The organism is Massilia oculi (assembly GCF_017582745.1).
Lineage (GTDB): Bacteria > Pseudomonadota > Gammaproteobacteria > Burkholderiales > Burkholderiaceae_D > Telluria > Telluria oculi_A.
Genome location: NZ_JAFVIM010000010.1, coordinates 51,101 through 69,919, shown reverse-complemented (window position 1 = coordinate 69,919; position 18,819 = coordinate 51,101). Strand labels below are relative to the sequence as shown.

General features: G+C 65.7%; 20 protein-coding genes. 4 read left to right on the top strand and 16 right to left on the bottom strand.

Annotated features, from left to right (window positions below):
* Window positions 1–15 precede the first annotated feature (15 nt).
* Window positions 16–1,245 (top strand): flagellar hook-associated protein FlgL, encoded by a 1,230-nt coding sequence (gene flgL / locus J3U95_RS13475; RefSeq protein ID WP_208279092.1) that lies wholly within the window; start codon window positions 16–18, stop codon window positions 1,243–1,245.
* Here flgL and J3U95_RS13470 read toward each other — a convergent pair whose 3' ends face one another.
* A complete protein-coding gene (locus J3U95_RS13470) occupies window positions 1,246–3,273 on the bottom strand; it encodes an AsmA family protein (protein WP_229519827.1) in 2,028 nt (675 codons plus the stop codon).
* Window positions 3,274–3,470: 197 nt separating this feature from the next.
* Between J3U95_RS13470 and J3U95_RS13465 the strand changes: the two genes are divergently transcribed.
* The gene (locus tag J3U95_RS13465) at window positions 3,471–4,352 is read left to right on the top strand and encodes a CPBP family intramembrane glutamic endopeptidase (RefSeq protein ID WP_208279090.1); all 882 of its coding nucleotides are present in this window, start codon (window positions 3,471–3,473) and stop codon (window positions 4,350–4,352) included.
* A gap of 79 nt (window positions 4,353–4,431) precedes the next feature.
* Entirely contained in the window at window positions 4,432–5,394 is a 963-nt protein-coding gene (locus tag J3U95_RS13460) for a bifunctional helix-turn-helix transcriptional regulator/GNAT family N-acetyltransferase (protein ID WP_208279089.1), read from the top strand.
* Here the strand turns inward: J3U95_RS13460 and J3U95_RS13455 are convergent.
* From J3U95_RS13455 to fliF, 14 genes are all read right to left on the bottom strand, one after another.
* A complete protein-coding gene (locus J3U95_RS13455) occupies window positions 5,391–6,302 on the bottom strand; it encodes an alpha/beta hydrolase (protein WP_208279088.1) in 912 nt (303 codons plus the stop codon). The two genes, J3U95_RS13460 and J3U95_RS13455, sit on opposite strands and share 4 nt — an antisense overlap.
* Window positions 6,303–6,353: 51 nt before the next feature.
* Complete coding sequence (gene fliR / locus J3U95_RS13450; RefSeq protein WP_208279087.1) at window positions 6,354–7,190, bottom strand: flagellar biosynthetic protein FliR; 837 nt, start codon at window positions 7,188–7,190, stop codon at window positions 6,354–6,356.
* A gap of 9 nt (window positions 7,191–7,199) precedes the next feature.
* Window positions 7,200–7,469 (bottom strand): flagellar biosynthesis protein FliQ, encoded by a 270-nt coding sequence (fliQ, locus tag J3U95_RS13445; protein ID WP_208279086.1) that lies wholly within the window; start codon window positions 7,467–7,469, stop codon window positions 7,200–7,202.
* A gap of 10 nt (window positions 7,470–7,479) precedes the next feature.
* Window positions 7,480–8,217, bottom strand: a complete 738-nt coding sequence (gene fliP / locus J3U95_RS13440; RefSeq protein WP_208279085.1) for a flagellar type III secretion system pore protein FliP — start codon at window positions 8,215–8,217, stop codon at window positions 7,480–7,482.
* Entirely contained in the window at window positions 8,207–8,920 is a 714-nt protein-coding gene (fliO, locus tag J3U95_RS13435; RefSeq protein ID WP_229519826.1) for a flagellar biosynthetic protein FliO, read from the bottom strand. The genes fliP and fliO overlap by 11 nt, the downstream gene beginning before the upstream one ends.
* Window positions 8,921–8,973: 53 nt before the next feature.
* A complete protein-coding gene (fliN, locus tag J3U95_RS13430) occupies window positions 8,974–9,417 on the bottom strand; it encodes a flagellar motor switch protein FliN (protein WP_005665870.1) in 444 nt (147 codons plus the stop codon).
* Between the two features lie 63 nt (window positions 9,418–9,480).
* A complete protein-coding gene (fliM, locus tag J3U95_RS13425; protein WP_109346692.1) occupies window positions 9,481–10,464 on the bottom strand; it encodes a flagellar motor switch protein FliM in 984 nt (327 codons plus the stop codon).
* A 12-nt stretch (window positions 10,465–10,476) separates the two neighbouring features.
* Window positions 10,477–11,001: a flagellar basal body-associated protein FliL gene (gene fliL, locus J3U95_RS13420; protein ID WP_208279083.1), complete on the bottom strand. Its 525-nt coding sequence runs from the start codon at window positions 10,999–11,001 to the stop codon at window positions 10,477–10,479.
* Between the two features lie 298 nt (window positions 11,002–11,299).
* Window positions 11,300–12,604 (bottom strand): flagellar hook-length control protein FliK, encoded by a 1,305-nt coding sequence (locus J3U95_RS28880; RefSeq protein ID WP_208279082.1) that lies wholly within the window; start codon window positions 12,602–12,604, stop codon window positions 11,300–11,302.
* Window positions 12,605–12,611: 7 nt separating this feature from the next.
* On the bottom strand, window positions 12,612–13,055 hold the full coding sequence (fliJ, locus tag J3U95_RS13410) for a flagellar export protein FliJ (protein WP_208279081.1): 444 nt from the start codon (window positions 13,053–13,055) through the stop codon (window positions 12,612–12,614).
* Between the two features lie 36 nt (window positions 13,056–13,091).
* The gene (gene fliI / locus J3U95_RS13405; RefSeq protein WP_208279080.1) at window positions 13,092–14,519 is read right to left on the bottom strand and encodes a flagellar protein export ATPase FliI; all 1,428 of its coding nucleotides are present in this window, start codon (window positions 14,517–14,519) and stop codon (window positions 13,092–13,094) included.
* Entirely contained in the window at window positions 14,519–15,250 is a 732-nt protein-coding gene (fliH, locus tag J3U95_RS13400; protein WP_208279079.1) for a flagellar assembly protein FliH, read from the bottom strand. Before fliH ends, fliI begins: the two co-directional genes overlap by 1 nt.
* Window positions 15,250–16,254, bottom strand: coding sequence for a flagellar motor switch protein FliG (gene fliG, locus J3U95_RS13395; protein WP_109346698.1), 1,005 nt, complete (start codon window positions 16,252–16,254; stop codon window positions 15,250–15,252). Before fliG ends, fliH begins: the two co-directional genes overlap by 1 nt.
* The gene (fliF, locus tag J3U95_RS13390; RefSeq protein ID WP_208279078.1) at window positions 16,247–17,947 is read right to left on the bottom strand and encodes a flagellar basal-body MS-ring/collar protein FliF; all 1,701 of its coding nucleotides are present in this window, start codon (window positions 17,945–17,947) and stop codon (window positions 16,247–16,249) included. The genes fliG and fliF overlap by 8 nt, the downstream gene beginning before the upstream one ends.
* Before the next feature lie 189 nt (window positions 17,948–18,136).
* On the opposite strand from fliF, the gene fliE reads away from it, so the two are divergent.
* A complete protein-coding gene (gene fliE / locus J3U95_RS13385) occupies window positions 18,137–18,514 on the top strand; it encodes a flagellar hook-basal body complex protein FliE (RefSeq protein ID WP_208279077.1) in 378 nt (125 codons plus the stop codon).
* Between the two features lie 60 nt (window positions 18,515–18,574).
* On the opposite strand, the gene J3U95_RS13380 is transcribed toward fliE, so the two are convergent.
* Complete coding sequence (locus J3U95_RS13380) at window positions 18,575–18,802, bottom strand: hypothetical protein (protein WP_208279076.1); 228 nt, start codon at window positions 18,800–18,802, stop codon at window positions 18,575–18,577.
* Window positions 18,803–18,819: the final 17 nt, after the last annotated feature.

Genomic DNA, 18,819 nt, shown 5'->3' with positions numbered 1-18,819 from the left:
GGAGCAAAGACCACCATGCGCATCAGTACCCTGAACCTCTACAACACCTCGACCAACCAGCTCAACAGCCTGCAGTCGGCGCTGGCGCGCACCCAGATGCAGCTGTCGACCGACCGCCGCCTGCTGACCCCGGCCGACGATCCGGTGGCGTCGGCGCGCGCGCTCGAGGTGACCCAGTCGCAGAACATCAACGCCCAGTTCGCCACCAACCGCAGCAGCGCCAAGTCCGCGCTGGGCTTCACCGAATCGGCGCTGCAGAATGCCGGCGACCTGCTGCAGGAAATCCAGGAACTGGCGGTGGAGGGCGGCAACGGCATCATGCTGCAGAGCGACCGCGAGAAGCTGGCCACCGAACTCGAAGGCCGCCTGGCCGACCTGCTGGGCGTGGCCAATACCGCCGACGGCGCCGGCGGCTACCTGTTCTCGGGCTTCATGACCACGACCAAGCCGTTCACCGCAACGCCGACCGGCGCCGCCTACCAGGGCGACTCGGGCATCCGCCAGCTGCAGGTGAGCGAATCGCGCAAGGTGCCGCTGTCGGCTTCGGGTGCGGCCGTGTTCGAATCGATCCCGACCGGCAACGGCACGTTCCAGACCAAGGCCGCCGCAGGCAATACCGGCGCCGGCATCATCTCGTCGGGTTCGGTTACCAACCGTGCGGTTGTCGACAATACCAAATACGAGATCGAGTTCGGCATGAGCGCGGACACGCCGCCGGTGCCGACGTATTCGGTCTACAACACCAGCACCGATCCGCGCACCGAGGTGCCGGACCAGCAAGACCTGCCCTACAAGGATGGCCAGCAGATCGCCTTCGGCGGCATGTCGATGGAAATCAAGGGTGTGCCGGCCGCCGGCGACAAGTTCAGCGTCGAGCCGAGCCAGAAGCAGTCGGTGTTCACCACCGTGACCGACCTGATCAAGACGCTGCGCCTGCCCGGCGACGGCGCGGCCGGCAAGGCGGCGCTGACCAACCAGCTGAACACGGCGATCGACAACCTCAAGAACGCCCACGACAATGTGCTGACCGTGCAGGCCTCGGTCGGCGCGCACATGAACGAGCTCGACTACCTGGACATGGCCGGCTCCGACCTCGACATCCAGTACGCCACCACCCTGGACGACCTGCAGGGGCTGGACACGGTCAAGGCCATCTCGGACTTTTCCCAGCAACAGCTGACCTTGCAGGCGGCGCAGATGTCGTTCAAGACGATGTCGGGGCTGTCGCTGTTCAACGTCATCTGATCAGCCAGCCGCCGCCGGCTTCGGCGGCGTCTTCGCATTCACCTTCGGCGGCTTGGTCGCTTCCCTGATCTCGGTGCCGCAGTTGGTGTCCGGCGCCTTGTCGACGTTCACCAGCGGCAGCAGGGCGGCCAGCGGCGTCACCGATGCCAGCGCCACGGCGGCGCCGGCCTTCAGCGCCAGCGGTCCGGCATGCGGCCCGACCTTCGGATCGGTGAAGGTGCCGCGCGCATACAGCGGCGTGCGCAAGGTCAGGATGCGCGCCCCCTTCGATTTCGGCCGCACGTCGACGTCGAGGCGTTCGCTGGCCAGGTCGACGTAGCCCGAGGCGTTCACCACCGCATCCTCGCTGTCGAGCACGAAGCGGTCGATGTTGGCGCGGCCGTTGCGCACCGTCGTCTGCGCCGCCACGCAATTGAGCATGGTCTGCTTGTCGCCGAAGATCTTCGCGTAGATGGCATTCGCCACGTTCAGCCCGGCCAGTTCGAGGATGAACTGGCTGACCGTGCCCTCGGTGACAACGGCATTGATCTCGCCCTGCGAGGTGCCCAGCATCGCCGCCACCGTATTGCCTTTGCCGGCCAGCACGCCATCGCCATTCACTTCACCGAAGCTGGCCTGGAGCGACTGCAGCTTGGGGAACAGCTCGCGGATCTTGAGGCCGCGCGCCGCCAGGCGGGCCGAGGCGTCGAGGGTCTTGGTGCTGCCGTCGAGGCGGATGTTCGAGACGATGCGTCCGCCCGCCATGCCGAAGCTGAGCGGGGTGAGCGTGAGCACCTTGTCCTTCATGCGGATCGTGGTCTGGAGGTCTTCCAGCGGAATGTCGTGGGTGCGCACGATGCGCTTGCCCGAGAACTTGACGTCGGCATCCAGCGCCCCCCACTTCTCGGTATTGAACCCTTCCACCGGCAAGGCCTTGCCGGGCGGCGGCGCCTTGACGCGGCCCGCTTCCTTGGTGCCGGCGCCGGTATCGGCGCCGATGGTCGGGCCCAGGTCGGCCAGACGCAGTTGTTTCGAGGTCAAGGTGCCGCTCAGGAAGGGCCGCGGCTTGCGCTGGACAAAGCTCAGGGTGCCGGCCAGGTCGCTGGCGCCGACCTTGCCGGTAAAGTCTTTATACGTGAAGTTCCAGAATTCGCCATCCTTCTTGCCCAGCAACTCGCCGCTGGTGGAGTAGGGCGGGGTTTCCGGCAGCAGCACGCCGGTCAGCCCGTACAGGTCGGCCATGCTGGCGCCGGCCAGTTCCATTTTCAGGGCGAAGCCGGACGGGGAACGTGGATCGCGGATCACGCCGCGCAGGCCGAGCTTGTTCTGTCCTGCACTGGCCTGGGCCTCGATCGGGAAGGTGATGTCTTCGCCGGTCAGCGACAGCACCGCGCCGGCCTTGCCGCCGCCGGTGATCTTCGCCTTATTGTAGGTGCCCGACAGGGTGAAGGCCAGGCCGTACGGCGGCACGCCCGCGGACGGTGCGGGTTGCTGGCCGTCGATCGTACGGGCATCCGCACGCAGGTCGATGCCGAGCGGCGCGTCCACGTAGCGCAGCTTGCCGCTGTTGAAGGACAGGCGCTGGATGTCGACGTCCCATTGCGACGGACCGTTGTCCTTGAAGGTCCAGGAATTGCGGCCGTCCTCGAGGCGCTGCACGGCGATGTCCGGCCCCGCCAGGCGCAGGTCGGTGATGACGACGTCCTTGGTCAGCAGCGGCAGGATGCGCACGCCCACCTCGACGCGCTGCACCCCGGCCATCTGCGGGCCGACGGTGCTCCAGGTCGGGTTACTCATGGTGACGTCGTTGGCGCTGATGTAGGGGTGCGGCACATAGCGCCGCCAGCCGCGTTCGCTGTCCAGTCCACGGTGGAACTTCACGTCCAGGTCGCCCCGGATCGCGAATTCCCGGCCGGTGGTCTCCGATACCTTGCGGTTGATATATGGCCGCAACATATTCCAGTCGAACAGGAGGAAGAACAGAATCACGATGACCGTGATTCCGAGCAGGATCCAGCCGACGATCTTGAGAGGTCTTGATGTTTTCATGTCGATAGCGGCCACATGCATGGCTTGGTGGAGGCGCTACGCCCTGGGATGTTCAGGCTACCCCTGCCATGCGGTTTTGTTTGTTGGCTAAGTAGCATTACGCGCCAAAAGGTGGAGTTTCAGGTATCCGAGGTCTGCCCAATGGCGTAAGTACAGCTTGCTGTCATACAACCTTGTCCCGAATATAATCTCGCCCCATGACCATTCCCGCCCACGTCCTGCTCACTTTCGGCCTGCTGGGCCTGACCGTCCTGTTGCTGTGGGCGCCGCTGCCCGCCATCCGCGGCAGCCGCGCCTGGCCCTGGTGCGGCGGCCTGGTGCTGGCGACGCTGGCCGGCCTGCATGGCGGCATCCTCGATTGGCGCGCGCCGCTGTCGATCGCGGTCTTCGCCGCGCTGGCCTGGGGCGCGCGCGAGGCGCGGGGCAAGTACGCGCGGGCGCTGCTGCTGGCGCTGACCGCGCTCGCCGCGCTGGCGCTGGCCGTGCACAAGGCGCCGGGCTTCCACAATCCCATGCTGGCCGACGGCATCCGATTTTCGAGCGATGGCATCCCGTTCGCGCTGTGGGCCAACTTCGACAAGGCGGTCGTCGGGATCGTGCTGGTTGGGGTGTTCTGCGAACGGATAAGCAGCGCTGCCGAATGGCGGGAGATGCTGCGCCGGATCGCGCCGGTGGTGCTGTCGACCCTGGTCGTCGTGCTGGGACTAGGCTGGCTGCTGGGGCAGATCCGGCCGGACCTCAAGTGGACGCCGTATTCGGCCTGGTTCCTCGCCTCCAACCTCTTGATCACCTGCGTGGCGGAGGAGGCGTTCTTCCGCGGCTTCCTGCTCGCGAAGATGGCCCATGCCATGCGCGGCTGGCGTGGCGGCGTGCTCGTCGCCACGCTCGTGACGTCGGTCCTGTTCGGCCTGGCGCACCTGGGCGGCGGCAGCCTGCTGGCGCTGCTGGCCACGATCGCGGGCCTGCACTATGCGGCGGCCTACCTGCTGTCGAAGCGGGTGGAAGGGGCGATCCTGGCGCACTTCGCCCTCAATGCGGTGCACTTCCTCGCATTCACCTATCCGGCACTGGCGCGCTGAGTTTTCCGTTGCAAGAAGCCGATTGACGCTTTCTGTAACACGAATATACACTGTTATATATCGCGTTATGGAGATGATGATGTCGGATTTATTGACTGAACTGGGGCCGACCTTCCTGGGCAGCCGCCTCAAGCGTCTGGGCGAACGGATGCAGGCGGGCGCTGCCAAGGTTGCCTCGGACGCTGGCCTGCCGGTGCAGCCGGCCCACATGCCGCTGCTGGCCGCGCTCGACGGCCAGGCGCTGACCATCGGGCAACTGGTCCAGGTGGTGGGCATCAGCCAGCCCGGCATCACGCGCGGAATCGGCCAACTGGTCGACCTCGGCCTGGCCGAATCCCGACAAAGCCAGGACGGGGACGGGCGCCAGCGCACAATTTCGCTGACGACCGAAGGCAATGCCGTACTGGCGCGCGCCAAGCTGTACATGTGGCCGCAGATCGGCGAAGCGGTCAAGGCCTTGTTCGGCGGCCATCCGGAAGCGTTCATGGAGCAGATCGCCGCCATCGAGACGGCGCTGGCGGACAACCCGATCGACGCGCTGGCGGCGCGGTCGACGCCGCAAATCCTCACGATCCACGAGTTTAGCGATGAGCTGGCACACCACTTCCACGACATCAATGCCGAGTGGATCAACGCAATGTTCCGGCTCGAGGCGACCGACCGCGAGGTGCTGGAAAACCCGCGCACGAAAATCGTCGATCCGGGCGGCGTGATCCTGTTCGTGGAGGCGCGCGGCCTCGGCATCGTCGGCACCTGCGCCTTGCAAAAGACGGGTGAGCGCAGTTTCGAGCTGACCAAGATGGGCGTGCGCGAAAGCGCGCGCGGCCTGAAGGCCGGCGAGTTCCTGCTGGAGGCGATGATCGCACGCGCCACGCAGCTGGGGGCCGAGCCGCTTTATCTGCTCAGCAACGCCAGGTGCGCCGCCGCCATCCACCTGTACGAGAAGCTGGGCTTCCAGCACGACGCCGGAATCATGGCGGACTACGGCGCGCGCTATGCGCGCTGCGACGTAGCGATGCGCTACCGCGCTTCTGCAAGCTAAGCGAGGAAGAACTCGAGTCCGCGCGCCATGGCCGGGAACATCGCCGAGCCATGGTTTTCGTGGGCCAGCAGGTGGAACCGGACCCGCGCCAGTGTCTGGTCCGCCTGCAGCCGGCCGGCGAGCTCGCGCGCTTCGTCGACCATGCGCCGCCTGGCCGCGATCGCCTCGCGGCCTTCCAGCGCCACGTTACCCACTGCCGGCTGTTCCAGTTCGCCCACCGTCAGCATCAGCGAAGGTTTCGCGGGCAGGGCGGCAAGTCGCTTGGCGAATCCATCCATGCCGGACAGTACCGCACGTTCGCCATACCAGATCGACGGGCTGGCCGCGATCCAGGTCTGGAACATGGCGGGGCGGGTGAACAGCGCGTGCAGGATGCACAGGCCGCCATACGAGTGCCCATACAAGGCCTGGCGCGCCGGGTCGAGCGGCGCCAGCGTTGCCACCAGCGGCTTGAGTTCCTTCTCGATGAAATCGAGGAAGAGGTCGGCGCCGCCTTCGTTTGCCGGGCCCGCGGCGCCGGTCGGCGGCGTATAGTCGCGCCCGCGCGCGATGTTCCAGGGCTGGTCGCCGGGATAGCCGATGCCGACGATGACGGGCGGCGTCTGGCCGCCCGCGCGGCCGCGCCCACCTGCAAAGCGGCTCATCAGCGCCAGCGTCGGGAAGGTGGCGTTGCCGTCCAGCGCGTACAGCACCGGGTAACCGGCGGCGGGCGCCGGGCCCGATGGCACGGCCACGAAGATGCGGTAATGCTGGCCGGTGATGGTGGACTTGATGTCACGCTGCAGGCCCGCGGGCAGGGTGGCCGCTTGCCATCCTTCGGCGGCACGGGCCAGCGGCGCGGCGAGGCCGGCCAGGGTGGTGACGGCGGCGGCGCCGAGCAGGCGGCGGCGAGGCGAAGAGTCGAGCATGGGAAACAAAATGAATGAGAATTATTCTCATTCTATAGTTGTTTCCTGTAATCATCCAGGCGCCGGCACCACCGGCGCCGGCTGCGCCGCCGGCGTGCCCGGCTGCGGATTGCCGGCGCGCGGCAGCGAACGGGTGGCTTCGATGCCCTGGTTGAACAGGTTGACGATCGGCGCGCTCAGATAGGGCAGGGCCAGGCTCAGGGTCAGGAAGCCCACGCCCAGCGTGATCGGGAAACCGATGCCGAAGATATTCAGCTGCGGCGCGGCGCGCGTCAGGATGCCGAGGGCGACTTGCGTGATCAGCAGGGCGGCGATGATCGGCATCGCGATCTGCAGCCCGGCCGAGAAGATGCGGCCGCCCCAGCGCACCAGTTCCAGCGCCGCGTTCGAGGAAAACGGCGTCTCGGTGATCGGCATGGTGACGAAGCTTTCGGCCAGCGCCTCGAGCAGCACCAGGTGGCCGTTCACGGCCAGGAAGGCCATGGTCGCGACCAGGGCCATGAACTGGCTGACGGCCGACGAACGGCCGCGCGTGCTGGGGTCGAAGAAGACGGCGAAACCCAGGCCCATGGTCTGGCTGGCGACCTCGCCCGCGTACTCGACGGCGGCGAACACGAGGCGCATGGCGAAGCCCATCGCCAGCCCGATGATCATTTCCTTGACCAGGATGAGCAGGCCCGCCCAGGAGGTCGGATCGACGGCCGGCACCGCCGGCACCAGCGGCGCGATCACCAGTGCCAGGAACACGCCCAGCAAGACCTTGACGCGCAGCGGCACACCGGCGTTGCCGAACAGCGGCGCGGCCGCGATCAGCCCCAGGATGCGCGACAGCGGCCATAGCAGCGCCGCGATCCAGGTATTGATCTCGGCCGAAGTCAATGTCAGCACGAAGTGCCTTTACCCGATCAACCCCGGAATCCCGGTAAACACCTGCCGCATATAATCGAGCATCACCGACAGCATCCACGGTCCGGCCACCACCAGGGCGACGAACACGCCGACCAGCTTCGGAATGAAGGACAGGGTCGCCTCGTTGATCTGGGTCGCGGCCTGGAAGATGCTGATGATCAGGCCGATGATCAGCGCCACCAGCAGCAGCGGGGCCGCGATCATCAGGGTCACCTCCATGGCCGTGCGGCCCATCGTCATCACGCTTTCGGGTGTCATGGCCGCATCCTCAGTAGAAACTCTGGGACAGCGAGCCCAGCAGCAACTGCCAGCCGTCGACCAGCACGAACAGCATCAGCTTGAACGGCAGGGCGATGACGGCGGGCGACATCATCATCATGCCCATCGCCATCAGCACCGACGCCACCACCATGTCGATGATCAGGAACGGTATGAAGATGGCGAAGCCGATCTGGAACGCCGTCTTGAGTTCGCTGGTGACGAAGGCCGGGATCAGGACCCGCAGCGGAATGTCTTCGGGACCCTGCAGCGCCTCGGAGCGCGAGATCTTGACGAACAGCGCCAGGTCGGACTGGCGCGTCTGCTTGACCATGAATTCCTTGAGCGGCACGGCGCCGCGGTTCATCGCTTCGGTCATCTGGATCTCGTTGCGCTGCAGCGGCAGGTAGGCCTCGCTGTAGATGCGGTCGAACGTTGGCCCCATCACGAAGAAGGTCAGGAACAGCGCCAGCCCCACCATCACCTGGTTCGGCGGCGCGGTCTGGGTGCCCAGCGCCTGGCGCAGCAGCGACAGCACGATGATGATGCGGGTGAACGCCGTCATCATCAGCAGCGCGGCCGGCAGGAAGGTGAGCGAGGTCAGCAGCAGCAGGGTCTGGACCGGCAGCGAATACGACGCGCCGCCGCCCGGCGCAGGCCTGCTCTCGAATGCCGGAATGCCGGGCTGGGCCGCTGCGATCAGCGGCAGGGCCAGTGCGCCGGCCAACAGGATGTATTTAACTCGCATTGCGTTTGTCGATCGTCTTCTTGAGCCAGTCCGAGAAGTTATTCGCCGGGATGGCGCCGTGGGCGGCAGCCGGCGTCAGGTCCGTTTCCTGGCGTGGCATGGTGTGCAGGGCGTTGACGCGGCCCGGCGCGGCGCCGACCACGATCCACTGGTCGCCGACTTCGACCACCATGATGCGTTCGCGTCCGCCCAGGTTCAGGGCGCCGACCACGCGCAGGTTGGCGCTGCCGCCGCTCATCTTGGGGCCGTAGCGCTTCATCAACCAGGCCAGGCCGGCCAGCAGGCCGAGCACCAGCATCAGGGCCATGATGGTCTTGAGCAGTCCGCCCGCGCCGGGGCTGGCGGTGGACGCGGTGGGCATCGAGGCCGGCATCGACACCCGCGGCGCTTCGCTCAGCGGCGCGGTGGAGGTCGGCGACACGGGCGCGGTGGCGACCGGTGGGGTGGTGTCGGCGGCTGCGGCGCCATCGCCCGGCAGCGGGGCGGTCGGCGGGGCTTTCGCGGTGGGTATGGTGGCCGGGGCCGGCACCGCCGGCGCGGGTGGCCGGCCGGTGGTGGTTTCGCCGGGGCGGCGTGGGGTTTCGGCATCCTCGTGGGCGGCCGGGGCCGGCGCAGTCGAGGTACCGGCCATGCTGGCCGGCGTCGCTGGCTTTGATGTGGTGTCGGTGGCTTGCTGGGCGAAGGCCAGGCAAGGTGCGAGCAATAACGAGGCGGTGATGGCTCGTGTGCGATCAAAGACAGGGGCGCGGCGCGGGGTCATTTATTCAGTTTGCGAATCCGTTCAGATGGCGTGATGATATCAGTGAGTCGGATCCCGAACTTGTCATTCACGACCACCACCTCGCCCTGGGCGATCAGGCAGCCGTTGACCAGCACGTCCATCGGCTCGCCGGCCAGGCCGTCCAGCTCGACCACCGAGCCCTGCGCCAGCTGCAGCAGGTTCTTGATGGCGATCTTGGTGCGGCCCAGTTCCACCGTCAATTGCACCGGGATGTCGAGGATGAAGTCGATGTCGTTCGGCGTCTCGTTGCGCGCGCCCTTGTTCGAGAAATCCTTGAACACGGCGGCAGCCGCGGCGGGGGCGGTCGCCTGCTGCTGTTGCTGGCGCTCGAGCGCCGCGGCTTCGGCCGCGGCCTGCTCGGCGATGGCCGCGCCCCAATCGTCGTCGATGTGGTCCTGGTCTTCCTGGTTGTCCGACATGGTGTTCTCCTGTATTGCTTCCATTGCCTCGGCCGGCGCGCTGCGCCTGGCCAATCATATCGATTACTTGCTGAAGGTGTCGCTGTTCGCGAGCAGCTTCTCGACCTTCAGCGCATATTGCCCGTTGTGCACGCCGTAGCTGCAATCCATCACCGGCACGCCGTCGACCGTGGCCTGCAGCATTTCCGGCACCACGATCGGGATCACGTCGCCGATCTTCATGTTCAGGATCTCGTCGAAGTTCGCCTTGCCGTTGCCCAGCACCGCGACCAGCTCGACCTCGGCGACCTGGATCTGCTGCGTCAGCAGGCGCACCCAGCGCTTGTCGACTTCCAGCGCCTCGCCCTGGATGCTCGAGGTCAGCGCATCGCGGATCGGCTCGATCATCGAGTAGGGCATGCAGAAGTGGATCTGGCCCGACACCGAGCCCAGCTCGACCGTGAAGGTGCAGGACACCACGACCTCATTGGGGGTCGCGATGTTCGCGAACTGCGTGTTCATCTCGGAGCGGATGTACTCGAACTCGATCGGGTACACCGGCTCCCACGACTTGCCGTAGGCCTCGAACACGATGTCGAGGATGCGCATGATGATGCGCTGCTCGGTCTGGGTAAAGTCGCGGCCCTCGACGCGGGTGTGGAAACGCCCGTCGCCGCCGAACAGGTTGTCCACCAGCAGGAACACCAGGCCCGGATCGAACACCATCAGGGCGGTGCCGCGCAGCGGCTTCATGTGGATCAGGTTGAGGTTGGTCGGGACCACCAGGTTGCGGATGAACTCGCTGTACTTGGAGACCCGCACCGAACCGACCGAGACCTCGGCGCTGCGGCGCAGGAAGTTGAACAGGCCGACCCGCAGATACCTGGCGAAACGCTCGTTGATGATCTCGAGCGTCGGCATGCGGCCGCGCACGATGCGCTCCTGCGTTGCCAGGTTATAGGTGCGTACCCCCGAGGTGTCTTCAGGCGTCGCAATGTCGTCCTGATCGCCGTTGACCCCTTTTAAGAGGGCATCGACTTCTTCCTGTGAGAGGAAATTATCGGCCATGTTTCTTCGTGCTTACTGAATGATGAACGAAGTGAATAATACGTCGGACACTTCCTGTTCGTCGCCCTGTTTTTCAAACGGCTCGGTAATCGCCGCCTGGATTTCGGACGCCAATTGCTGCTTGCCCTCCACCGTATTGATTTCGGACGCTTTTTTGCTCGACAACAGGAGCAGCACGCGATTGCGTACGATCGCCATATTGTCCTTCACCAGGGTCGCCTGTTCCGCGCCCTCGACCTGCAGGGTGAACTGTACCTGCAAATACTGCTCGCCGTTTTCCGGCTGCAGATTGACGGTGAATGCCTCGATCGGCACGTATTCCGGCTTGACCGCCGGGTCTTTCTTTTTCTTCTTCTTGGTTTCCTTGGCCGGGGCTTCTTCTTCGCCATGGGCGGCCGAGGACTGGCTGAAATACCAGCCGCCGCCGGCGCCCGCGCCAAGCACGAGGATCGCGGCGAGGATCATGATGATGAGCTTTTTCTTCGAGCCGGCCGGCGCCGCTGCTGCAGCCGCGTCCGCTTTCGGATCAGCCTTCATTTTCGGATTCGCTTTCAAAATAGGTCTTCAGTGCTAGGTTAATGGGATACAACATTATGGCATTGTCGCGGAAAGATGCACCCGGGCAAGCCTAGAAAAGAGGGAGGAAGAGGCAGTAAATCCGGAATTGTTGCAGCCGCGCGATGAGGGAATGCAAAAGGGCGGCTGTTATGCCACCCTTTCCGTACGGGGTATAGCGTGGACGGCTTGGCCGTCCACGCGTTCAACGCATGTTCGCGCTATCGATCGCATGCTCTGGTTGAACGCGTGGACGGGGACCCCGTCCACCCTACGATGTTCAGGCGAACAAATCCACCATCCCACGCTCGCCCAGCCCTACGGTGCGGGTACGCGGCGCCACCTCGTTCACCGCTGCCTCGCCCTCGCCGCCAGTGCCGGCGCCGGCCAGGTTGCCATTGCCGCTCGTGCCGCCCGGCGTACGGCGTTCGCCGTCCTGCTGCTGCTGGCGTGCGCCGGCGTCGACCGTCGCGTTGTTCAGGGCGATGCCGCTTTCACTCATCATCTCGCGCAGGCGCGGCAGGGCGTTCTCCAGCGCCTGGCGCACTTCCAGCTGCTCGGCCGAGAAGGCCACGCTGGCCTGGTCGTTGCTCACGTTGAGCACGATCTGGACCGGACCCAGGTCGGGCGGATTCAGCGTCAGGGTGGCGGCCTGCTCCTTGCCGACCATGTAGACGATGCGCTGGCTGACCTGGTTGTCCCAGGCCTGGCTGCCCACCCGGGCCGGGATGCGGTCGCCCGGCACGGCGGCCGGGTTGCCGACCGCGTCCGCCATCTTGGCGGCCTGGGCCTGCAGCTGGGCCAGCGGGGCCGGGGCTTCTTCGACAGTCGTCGCCAGTTGCTGCTGGTGCTCGCGCAGCTGGGTCTGGAACTGGGCGGCATCCTGCTGGCCTTCCGGCAGCGCGCCGGCCTGGCCCTGGGGCGCGTTCGGGTCGACCGGGGCACGCTGCACACCGGCGGCCAGCGTCACGCCCTTGCCGAGTTCGTCGGTGACGGCGGCGGCGCCGGTCGCGGCGTCATCGCCCGCCGCGCCGGTCATGTGCTCCAGCGCGCTTGCCAACGCCTTCAATTGCTGATCGCCGGCGTCGGCGGCCGCGGTATCGGCCGGAACGGGCGTGGCGTCGGCCGCTGCGGGCCTGGTCAGGCTGGCCATGAAGGCCAGCATATCGGTGACCGGCGTCGTGGCGGCGGCTGCAGCCTCGGCGGCCTCGGCCGCCCCTTCGGCTGCGCCGGTTTCTTCCGCGCCCTCGGCGGACGCGGTCTTCGTGGTCTTCGCTTCGCCTTCGTGGGTGGCCGGCTTGGCGCCGGCCTTGGCCTGCTCGCGCACCGGCTCGCGGTTGGCGGGCTTGTCGGCGGCGTTCGGCTTCGATTGCTGCTGCGCGGCCGGCTTCGACTGCTGGGCAGCCGGAGCCGGGGACTGCGGCTGCGGCGCCTGCTGGCGCGCCGCCAGTTCACGCGACAGGGTGGCGCCGAAGGCGCCATTGTTGCGTGCGCTGTCGGCCAGCCGGTCCGGACTCGCGCTGCGTGGCGCGCTGGCATTGGCGCCGGTGGTCTGGAACAGGAGATTCGTGGTCTGCGTCGTCATGTTTCGCTCAGCGTTGTTTGTAGCGGGCGCCACGCGCCGCGTGGTCGTCCATCTGTTTCTGGTCGCGCTTGTTCTGCACCTTGAGCGCCTCGCTCGCGGCGCGTTCGTTCAGCGTGCGATACGACAAGCGCTTGCGTTCGCTTTCCTGCAAAGTCTTGCGCTCGGACTCTGCCTTAAATTGGGCATGCTTCAACACGTCGCGCTGGCCATTCAAGGCATTGTCCAGCTTGCCAATAAAGGCAACGAAGTTGTGGTACGCGAAAGGCGTGATGCCGGCCACCTGGGCCGCATCCAGCTTGCGCGCATATTCGTCGCGGTAGCCGACCAGCATCTCCAGCTTCTGCTCGGCTTCCTCGACCAGCTTGTTGGCCGCGCCCAGGCGCTTGGCGGCAGCATCGGAATCCTTCTGCGCCAGGTCGATCAGTGTTTCAAGTGCGGATAATTGGGCCATGGTGCAGCGATTCTACCGCTGAGCAATTCTCGCCAATCAATTGAATAGCGAGGAAAGTTGCCCCAAGCTCTGGGGAAGCGTGGCGTTGTCGTGGATTTCCTGGCACAGGAATTCCTCGATGGCCCCATGCTTCGCGATGGCCTGGTCGAGCACCGGATCGCTGCCGGCGGCATAGGCGCCGACATTGATCAGGTCGCGCGAGCGTTGATAGCGCGAATACAATTGCTTTAATTTGCGCGCTGCCAATTGGTGTTCGTGGGTCGTGATCGAGTGCATCGCCCGCGAAATGGACTGCTCGATGTCGATCGCCGGATAATGCCCGGCCTCGGCCAGGTGGCGGTTGAGCACGATGTGGCCGTCGAGAATACCGCGCGCCGCATCGGCGATGGGGTCTTGTTGATCGTCGCCCTCGGACAGCACGGTATAGAAGGCCGTGATCGAGCCGCCGCCTTCCAGGCCGTTGCCGGCCCGTTCGACCAGCACCGGCAATTTGGCGAATACCGATGGTGGATAGCCCTTGGTGGCTGGCGGCTCGCCGATCGCCAGCGCGATCTCGCGCTGCGCCATCGCGTAGCGGGTCAGCGAATCCATGATCAGCATCACGTTCTTGCCCTGGTCGCGGAAGTGTTCGGCGATCGCCGTGGCGTAGGCCGCGCCCTGCAGGCGCAGCAGCGGCGGCGAGTCGGCCGGGGCCGCCACGACGGCCGAGCGGGCGCGGCCTTCGGGACCCAGGATCTGGTCGATGAATTCCTTGACCTCGCGGCCCCGTTCGCCGATCAGCCCGACCACGATGACGTCGGCTTCGGTATAGCGCGCGATCATCCCCAGCAGCACCGATTTGCCGACGCCGGTGCCCGCGAACAGGCCCAGGCGCTGGCCGCGGCCCACGGTCAGCATCGCATTGATGGCGCGCACGCCGACGTCGAGCGTGTCCTTGATCGGCGCGCGGTCGAGCGGATTGACCGGCCGCGCATTGAGCGGACCGACCTCGGTCGTGCCGAGCGGGCCGAGGCCGTCGAGCGGACGGCCGGCGCCATCGACCACGCGGCCGAGCAACTGCATGCCGACCGGCAGGTGGCGTGCGCGGTCTTGCGGACGGCGGCGTCCGTGCGGCACGGTGCCCGGCGGCGGCAGCACGCTTTCGACCGGGAACACGCGCGAACCGGGCACCACGCCCTCGGTATCGCTTTGGGGCATCAGGAACAGGCGTTCTCCCTCGAAACCGACCACTTCGGCCTCGATGAAGCCGCTGGCGGTCGGGATCGTGGCGGCGGCGCCGACCGCGAGGCGCAGGCCGACGCATTCCATCACCAGCCCGGCCACGCGCGTGACGCGGCCCGACACTTGCAGCGGATCGGCGAAGCTGACCAGAGTGTCGCAATCGCGCAGGAAGGACTTCCAGCGCCCGGTGTGCGGGTCGCTGCTGTTCGTGCCTTCCTTGTGGTGCGGGACGTGGTCGTCCATCAGTCGCCCAGCCACTCGACGTTGGCGCCCAGCGCGTGGGTCAGGCGGTTCCAGCGCGCCGCGGCCTGCGCGTCGATCTGGTTAGTGGCGGTCTCGACCTTGCAGCCGCCGCGCGCGATGGAACCGTTCTCGACGATGCGCCAGCCGCCTTTCGTCAATTCCTCGGCCATGCCATGGCGCACCAGTTCGGCGTCCTGCGGGTTCAGGGTGAGCACGGCCGGCTGTTGCAGGACGGGCAGCTGGTCGATGGCGTCGCGCACCACCGACAGGATGAGTTCGGGACGCACGTCGAAACCGGTGCGCACCATGCCGCGCGCCAGGCGCAGGGCCAGGTCGAGCACGTCGCGGGCGATGGTCTCGTCGGCCTGGGCGATGGCGTCGCCGAAGCTGGCGGCGACCTGGCGCACCTGCTCCAGCTCGGTCGCGGCTTCGCGCTGGCCGGCCTCGGCGCCTTCGGCATAACCCTGTGCACGGCCCTCCTGGTGGCCTTGGGCGCGGCCTTCTTCCAGTCCTTGCGCGAAACCTTCCTGGCGCGCCGCTTCGCGCATCGCTTCCAGTTCTTCGACGCTCGGCAGATTGAATCCCGGCGGCAGGGCAGGCGTGGCGTCAGCAGGAGGCGCCGCCGCCGCGGCTTCGGCCGCGCGGCGAGCGAGCGTGCTGGGGCGGTCGTCGCCGAACGACGCCATTTCCCAGCGCTGGTAGGCGCTCTGCTGTTCTTTCGGTAGTGCCATCAGACGAACGAATCCTCACCTTTGCCACCCAGCACGATCTGGCCTTCGTCGGACAGACGACGCACGATCTGCAGGATCTGTTTCTGCTGCGATTCTACTTCGGACAGGCGCACCGGACCTTTCGATTCGAGGTCTTCGCGCATCATCTCGCTGGCACGCTGAGACATATTCTTGAAGATCTTCTCGCGCAGATCCTGCGAGGCGCCCTTCAGTGCGATGATCAGCATCTCGGACTGCACTTCACGGAGCAGCAACTGGATGCCGCGATCGTCGATGTCGATGATGTTGTCGAACACGAACATCTCGTCCATGATCTTCTGCGCCATGTCGTTGTCGTAGTTCTTGATATTGTCCATCACGGCTTGCTCTTGCTCGCCGCTCATGAAGTTCAGGATCTCGGCCGCAGTGCGCACGCCGCCCAGCGAGGACTTCTTGATGTGTTCATTACCCGACAACAGCTTGGTCAGCACGTCGTTCAGCTCGCGCAGCGCGGCCGGCTGCACGCCGTCCAGGGTGGCGATGCGCAGCACGACGTCGTTGCGCAGTCGTTCGGTAAAGTTTGCCAGAATTTCGCACGCCTGGTCGCGCTCGAGGTGGACCAGGATGGTGGCGATGATCTGCGGGTGCTCGTTGCGGATGAGTTCGGCCACCGAGACCGAGTCCATCCACTTCAGGCTCTCGATGCCGGATGCGTCCTTGCCGCCCAGGATACGGTTGAGCAGAACGGCCGCCTTGTCGTCGCCCAGCGCCTTGGTCAGCACCTGGCGGATGTACTCGTCCGAGTCGAGGCCGACGGTCGAGTGCAGATTGGTCTCTTCGACGAACTCTTCGAGCACCGTGACCACCTGGCCGTGCTGGACCGCCTTCATCTGCGCCATCGCGGCGCCCAGCTTGAGCACTTCGCGCGGGCCGAGGAACTTCATCACCTCGGCCGCTTCGGCTTCACCCAGGGCCAGCATCAGGATTGCTGCCTTGTTCGTGCCGTCCTTGTCTTTATCACTCATTTGAACCCAACCATGCTTTGATGACGTTTGCGACGATGCGCGGATCTTCGTTTGCCAGGTCTTTCGCCAGCTTCAGGTTGGCGCGGTAACCCATGTCCCGGCGAATCTTTTCTTCTTCCTCGAGGTCTTCCTCGTCCGGCTCGGCGTCGTTGTCCTCTGCCTCGCCCTCGGCCTCTTCTTCTTCCTTCGGCTCTTCCGGCATTGCGGTCGCTTCGTCGAACTTCTTGATCGCCGGACGCAGCAGCGGGCGCAGGAAGCGGTAGTACAGGAAGGCGATCACGGCGAACACGAAAGCGTAGCGGGCCAGGTCCTTGAACAGCGGCATATTTGCCGGGTCACGCCACCAGTCCGGTTCTACCACTGGATCGGCCGGCTTGTCCACACCGTCGAACGGTGCGTTGGTCACATTCATGGTGTCGCCGCGTGCCTCGCTGTAACCCATTGCCTGCTTGACCAGTTCGTTGATCTGGGCCACTTCGTTGGCTGCCAGCGGACGCACGGTGACCTTGCCGGTGGCCGGGTCGACGATGCGGCGGTAGTTCACCACCACGCCGACCGTCAGGCGCTTGATGCCGCCCATCGGACGCTGTTCGTAGCGGATGGTCTTGTCGACTTCGAAATTGGTCGTCGAATTCTTGGTGCTCGGGCCGGTGGCGGCAGGCGCTTCGGCCGGCGGCTCGCCATCGATCGGCGCGGTGTTCACGCCCGGCGGCTGGTTGGACAGCGCGCCCGGGATGCCCGACGGGCCGGCGCCGGCGCCTTGTGTTTCCGAAGTCTGCTGGCTGCGGATCGCCTGCGGCTCGGGCGGCGAGTTCGGCTTGTACATCTCGGCCGCGGTATCCACCTGGGCGAAGTCGATCTCGGCGGTCGCCTGGGCGCGCACATTGCCCTCGCCGACCAGCGGCTTGATCATCGCTTCGACCTGCTTGATGATGTTTTCCTGCACCTGGTCCACGTATTTCAGCTGGGTGGCATCGAGCATCTTGTTGCCCGCGCCCTTGCCCGGCTGTTCCGACAGCAGGGCGCCGGTCTGGTCGACCACGGTCACGTTGCCGATAGGCAGCTCAGGCACGCTGGAAGCGACCAGGTGGACGATGGCGTTGACCTGGCCCTGGTCGAGGGCGCGGCCCGGCTGCAGGTTGAGCAGCACCGAGGCGGTCGGCTTTTGCTGGTCGCGCACGAACACGGACGGCTTCGGCAGCGCCAGGTGGACGCGCGCGGCGCTCACCGAACCCAGCGACTGGATCGAGCGCGCCAGCTCGCCTTCGAGCGAACGCTGGTAGTTGACCTGTTCCAGGAACTGGGACACGCCCAGCTTCTGGTTTTCCATCAGCTCGAAACCGACGTTGCCGCCCTTCGGCAGGCCTTGCGCGGCCAGCTTCAGGCGCAGGTCGTGGATCTGCTCGGCCGGCACGAGGATCGCGCTGCCGCCTTCGGAAAACTTGTATTGCACACCCATCTGGTCGAGCGAGGCGGTAATGGCGCCGCCGTCGCGATCGCTGTAGTTCGAGAACAGCACGCGATACTCGGGCGCCTGGCTCCACATCCAGACAGCGATCATCAGCGCCAGGATCAGCGCGATGCCGCCGCCGATGGCGACGCGCTTGCCCATGGTCGTCTGGAAAAACGACGGGGGCGCTGCCGGAGGCTGGCCCTGGGTGGTGTCGAGAAGGTCTTCCGCAGTTGCTGCCATGTTCGATGGATTCAGGTGAATGGGTGGGGACAGGCAGAATTATGGAGCTGTGGGGCAACATTCAAACCCCGAAATAGGGGGCGTTTACCGGCCTAACTCACGGGTGAAAATGGCTCCTGCGCTGATATTCTGCTTTCCTGAGTGCATTTGTAGATGATTCTACAAGGCAATAACATGCAGGAGGGTAACATGAGTATTGGCGGTATCGGCGGCATCGACAGCAGCCGCATCCAGGCCATGATGGAGCAGCTCAAGGCGGCGGCCACCAAGCCGGACTCGGCGGGGCCGGTTGCCCCTAGTGGGCTGGGCAATGCCAGCGCGGTCGGCGGCAAGTCCGCGGTCAAGCTCGACTTCGCGGAAGCGCTGCACAATTCCTTGCAGGGCGTGAGCAACCGTTCGGCCGAGGCGCAGGCGCTCAGCAAGCGGTTCACGATGGGCGACGACACGGTCAGCCTGTCGGACACCATGGTCGCGATGCAGAAATCGAGCATCGCCTTCCAGGTGACGGTGCAGGTGCGTAACAAGCTGGTGTCGGCCTATCACGACATCATGAATATGCAGGTGTGATACCGGCGGCGCCATGGCGGGGCAAGCCAGCCATGGCGAACCTTCCTGTCGTGCTATTTCCTAGATCTGCTCGACATTACCGCCGGTGGGTACGCCCTGGCCAGACTTGTAGGCCCCCAGCTCGACGGCCCCGACGGGCACCTGCTTGGCGGTCGCATAAGCCAGTCGGGCCGCCTGGGTGAAGGCGCCGCTCTCGACGTGCGATACGTGAGGCTGGGTCTGGCGCCGGTAGTAGGTGATTGCCGGCAGGACGCCGGAACTGGTTTTCTGCGTCATGTAAAGAGGCATGTCATCTCCTTGATGCC

Coding starts and splice junctions, on each gene's coding strand:
- flgL (WP_208279092.1), top strand. CDS start 16: ATGCGCATCAGTACCCTGAACCTCTACAACACCTCGACCAACCAGCTC.
- J3U95_RS13470 (WP_229519827.1), bottom strand. CDS start 3,273: ATGAAAACATCAAGACCTCTCAAGATCGTCGGCTGGATCCTGCTCGGA.
- J3U95_RS13465 (WP_208279090.1), top strand. CDS start 3,471: ATGACCATTCCCGCCCACGTCCTGCTCACTTTCGGCCTGCTGGGCCTG.
- J3U95_RS13460 (WP_208279089.1), top strand. CDS start 4,432: ATGTCGGATTTATTGACTGAACTGGGGCCGACCTTCCTGGGCAGCCGC.
- J3U95_RS13455 (WP_208279088.1), bottom strand. CDS start 6,302: ATGCTCGACTCTTCGCCTCGCCGCCGCCTGCTCGGCGCCGCCGCCGTC.
- fliQ (WP_208279086.1), bottom strand. CDS start 7,469: ATGACACCCGAAAGCGTGATGACGATGGGCCGCACGGCCATGGAGGTG.
- fliP (WP_208279085.1), bottom strand. CDS start 8,217: ATGCGAGTTAAATACATCCTGTTGGCCGGCGCACTGGCCCTGCCGCTG.
- fliN (WP_005665870.1), bottom strand. CDS start 9,417: ATGTCGGACAACCAGGAAGACCAGGACCACATCGACGACGATTGGGGC.
- fliM (WP_109346692.1), bottom strand. CDS start 10,464: ATGGCCGATAATTTCCTCTCACAGGAAGAAGTCGATGCCCTCTTAAAA.
- fliL (WP_208279083.1), bottom strand. CDS start 11,001: ATGAAGGCTGATCCGAAAGCGGACGCGGCTGCAGCAGCGGCGCCGGCC.
- J3U95_RS28880 (WP_208279082.1), bottom strand. CDS start 12,604: ATGACGACGCAGACCACGAATCTCCTGTTCCAGACCACCGGCGCCAAT.
- fliJ (WP_208279081.1), bottom strand. CDS start 13,055: ATGGCCCAATTATCCGCACTTGAAACACTGATCGACCTGGCGCAGAAG.
- fliI (WP_208279080.1), bottom strand. CDS start 14,519: ATGGACGACCACGTCCCGCACCACAAGGAAGGCACGAACAGCAGCGAC.
- fliH (WP_208279079.1), bottom strand. CDS start 15,250: ATGGCACTACCGAAAGAACAGCAGAGCGCCTACCAGCGCTGGGAAATG.
- fliG (WP_109346698.1), bottom strand. CDS start 16,254: ATGAGTGATAAAGACAAGGACGGCACGAACAAGGCAGCAATCCTGATG.
- fliF (WP_208279078.1), bottom strand. CDS start 17,947: ATGGCAGCAACTGCGGAAGACCTTCTCGACACCACCCAGGGCCAGCCT.
- fliE (WP_208279077.1), top strand. CDS start 18,137: ATGAGTATTGGCGGTATCGGCGGCATCGACAGCAGCCGCATCCAGGCC.
- J3U95_RS13380 (WP_208279076.1), bottom strand. CDS start 18,802: ATGCCTCTTTACATGACGCAGAAAACCAGTTCCGGCGTCCTGCCGGCA.